The organism is Streptomyces pseudovenezuelae, from assembly GCF_029892565.1.
GTDB lineage: Bacteria > Actinomycetota > Actinomycetes > Streptomycetales > Streptomycetaceae > Streptomyces > Streptomyces pseudovenezuelae_A.
Map to the genome: position 1 here is coordinate 1 of NZ_JARXVH010000064.1, position 2,863 is coordinate 2,863.

General features: G+C 69.1%; 2 protein-coding genes and 1 pseudogene. 2 read left to right on the plus strand and 1 reads right to left on the minus strand.

The window, feature by feature from the left end:
• The coding region (locus tag M2283_RS51420) for a transposase (protein WP_280883553.1) at positions 1 to 339 on the plus strand (339 nt) is incomplete at its 5' end.
• Positions 340 to 358: 19 nt separating this feature from the next.
• Here M2283_RS51420 and M2283_RS51425 read toward each other — a convergent pair.
• Positions 359 to 1,798, minus strand: coding sequence for a tetratricopeptide repeat protein (locus M2283_RS51425; RefSeq protein WP_348539000.1), 1,440 nt, complete (start codon positions 1,796 to 1,798; stop codon positions 359 to 361).
• Positions 1,799 to 2,066: 268 nt separating this feature from the next.
• Between M2283_RS51425 and M2283_RS51430 the strand changes: the two are divergent.
• Positions 2,067 to 2,863: pseudogene (locus tag M2283_RS51430) on the plus strand (hypothetical protein); the annotation flags it as partial.

Below are 2,863 nucleotides of genomic sequence, written 5' to 3' on the forward strand. Positions count from 1 at the left end.
GGAATACGCCTCCTCGACCAGGCGAAGTCGAAGTACCCCACCCTTTCAAAGAGTTGGGCCGACACTGGCTTCAAGAACGCAGTGGTCGAGCACGGAGCCCGCCTCGGAATCGACGTCGAGGTCGTCAACAGAAACCCGGATGCCAGAGGATTTCACGTCGTGAAAAGGCGTTGGGTGGTTGAGCGAAGTATCGGTTGGATCATGATGCATCGCCGACTCGTGCGCGACTACGAGACCCTCACCGCCAGCTCCGAAGCCATGATCCGCATCGCCTCGATCGACAACCTCGCCAGACGCATAACGGACGAGACCACACCCACCTGGCGAGGAACCTACTAGGAGATAAAGGGCAATACGCCTACGCGAGATACCCTCTAAGAGCAGCTCGGGCGCGGGCTGAGTGTTCAGCCGAGACACGGCCCAGCAGCACAGCACCGAGGACGAGCGACCCCGCGGGCAGCTCCAGCGGCTGCAGCCCGGGTCTTGAGGTCGTGGACTTCGGCATTGTCCGGGAGGCGGTGCAGTCGTACACGCATGTCCTGGACGGCGGTGCGGATCTTGACGGATCGAACGCCGTCGGCGCAGTCGAGGAAGTCGGACCAGGTCGAGACGAGATGGCCCCGTCGATGTCGCCCTTGCGCAGGCGGACGCCTGCGAGGTCGGCAAGGACGATGGCGCGGGTGCGGCGCCGGTCGAGTCCGTGAATGTCGAGGGCAAGACGTAGGTGTCCCTCCGCCGCCGTGAGGTCTCCGAGGAGGATGTGGATCATGCCGGCTTCGTGGGCCCAGCGTCCGGGCGAGTAGTGGGCCGCCCAGGAGTCGCCGGCCCCGCTCGGCGGCTGGCCGATGGCGGCTTCGGCGAGGGCGAGATGCTGGACGGCGAGGCTGCGGTCGTTGTCCTGGGCGGCGGCGTGGGCAACGGTGGCGTTGTAGTAGGCCACCGCGCGCGGGTTGTCAACGTCGCGGCCGTAAGTGACGCAGGCCTCGCTGAGCTGGACTGCTTCCGCGTGATGACCGAGGTCGATGCACTGGACGGCCAGGCCGCGCAGGGCGGTGGCGGCGAGTTCCGGGGCGCCGGCCTCGGCGGCGAGGCCGTAGGCGTGGGCGTAGTAGGCGTGGGCGAGGTTCTGGAGGCGGGGAGTGTCGCTTTCGTCCTGGGCCATCCAGCCGGCGAGGTGGGTGAGTTGGGAGGCGGCAGCGAACAGCTCGCGGCCAGTGGCCTCGGTGTATCTGCCGTTCAGCCAGGGGGCGACGTCTTCGGTGAGGTAGCGCACGGCGAGGTGGCGAGCGTGGCCGCCGCCAAGTTCGGAAGCGGAGTCTCCGAGGGTCTTGGCCATGAGTCTGATGGCGGTGACTTCGCCGCGGCCGACCCGGACTGCGTCGGCGGGTGTGCTGTTGACGCGGCGGGTGATGCTGTCGGGGTCGGGCATGCCGAGGGCGGCGAGTGCGTAGCCGGTGGACACGGTGAGGAAGCTCCGGCGGTCCACGTCGAGGTCTCTCCTTCCCAGGGCGATGACTGAGGCCACGGTATCGGCGTGGGCCGGTGCGCAGGCGGACGGTGGCGGGACGGGCCCGGCATCGGGATCGAGGTGGAGCACGCGGGCGACGTGGGGCCACCAGTAGTCGGGCGTGCGGTCGCCGGTCATCCATTTGTGGGCGTACTGGCGCTGTAATCGGCCGGGTCCGCTGCCCTCGGCCTGGCCGACGGCGCGCGCCAGCTGGCTGGGACCCCAGCCGCGTTCCCGGCAGGCTGAGCGGATCAGGTGCGCGAGGTGCTGAGCGTGAGGCGTGCGCGTCATCCCGTCACCCCGTCCCTGGACTACGTGGGACTACGTGGGACTACGAAGGAGTACATCCTTCCCTCTTCCCGGGGCGTGTGCGCAGCGCTTGACTGAACTTTCCCCAGCGCGAACTCGCTTTCTGTGTAAGGACGTTGGCCTCGTATCGCCAGAGCGTTCCGGCGAGCGCGGGAGCCGGGTCCTCAAGAGCGTCGCGCGAAGGGGAGCGGGCCGCTCGCGTCGGTGCGGGCGGCTCGGCCCGACCAGCCGGTGTCAGAGAGGAGTTCCGGTGACCGCTCCCGTTGTGATCTTGGACTGCTACACCGTCGAGCCCAGCGGCTTGGGCGTCCCGCCGTACCTCTCCGCGTACGTGCGGCAGGCGTACGCGGCACTGCTCCGGGCACGGCCCGGCGCGGACGTGCGGTACGTGACGATCGACGACGTCCGCTGGTGCCTGGCCGGCGGCCGGCCAGCCGTGGAGGCGCCGCTGAGCGACCGGTTGACCTACTCGGCGACCGTGAACCGCGACAAGGCACTTGAGCTCCTGCGCGATTCCGAGATGGTGGTTGTGGTGGCGGGGGACAAGGTCCCCTCGGTGCACCTGCACGCGGTCAACGGCTCGCAGGACGACATCGCCCGCGCGATGGCCTGCGTACGCGGCCACCGCTACCTGCTGGGGCCGATGGCCACCTGGACACTGTCGGAACCGGCCTCGTGGGCCGGGCTGTTCGACGCCGTCCACACCCACACCGTCACCTCGGGCGGCCTCACGCTGGGAAGCCGCACTCCGGCACCGTACGGGCAACTGGGGGCGGACCGTGCCTCGTTCGCCGGACTGGTCGAGCAGATGCCGTGGGCATCTGTCGCGGAGCTGGAGCTCTACCGCGGCTGTACCCGCCGCGAGTTCTGCCGCTTCTGCAACGAGCCGGGGAAGTCTCCGATGGTCGCGCACCGCACCGTCGAGGACGTCCTGGAAGAGGCCGGGCAGCTGGCCGGGGGTGGGAAGGGGTGGCGGCGGGAGACGAAAGCGGGCGTGGTCGGTTGGGCGGCGTGGACGCTGATGGTGATGGAGGCGATCTTCGTGCT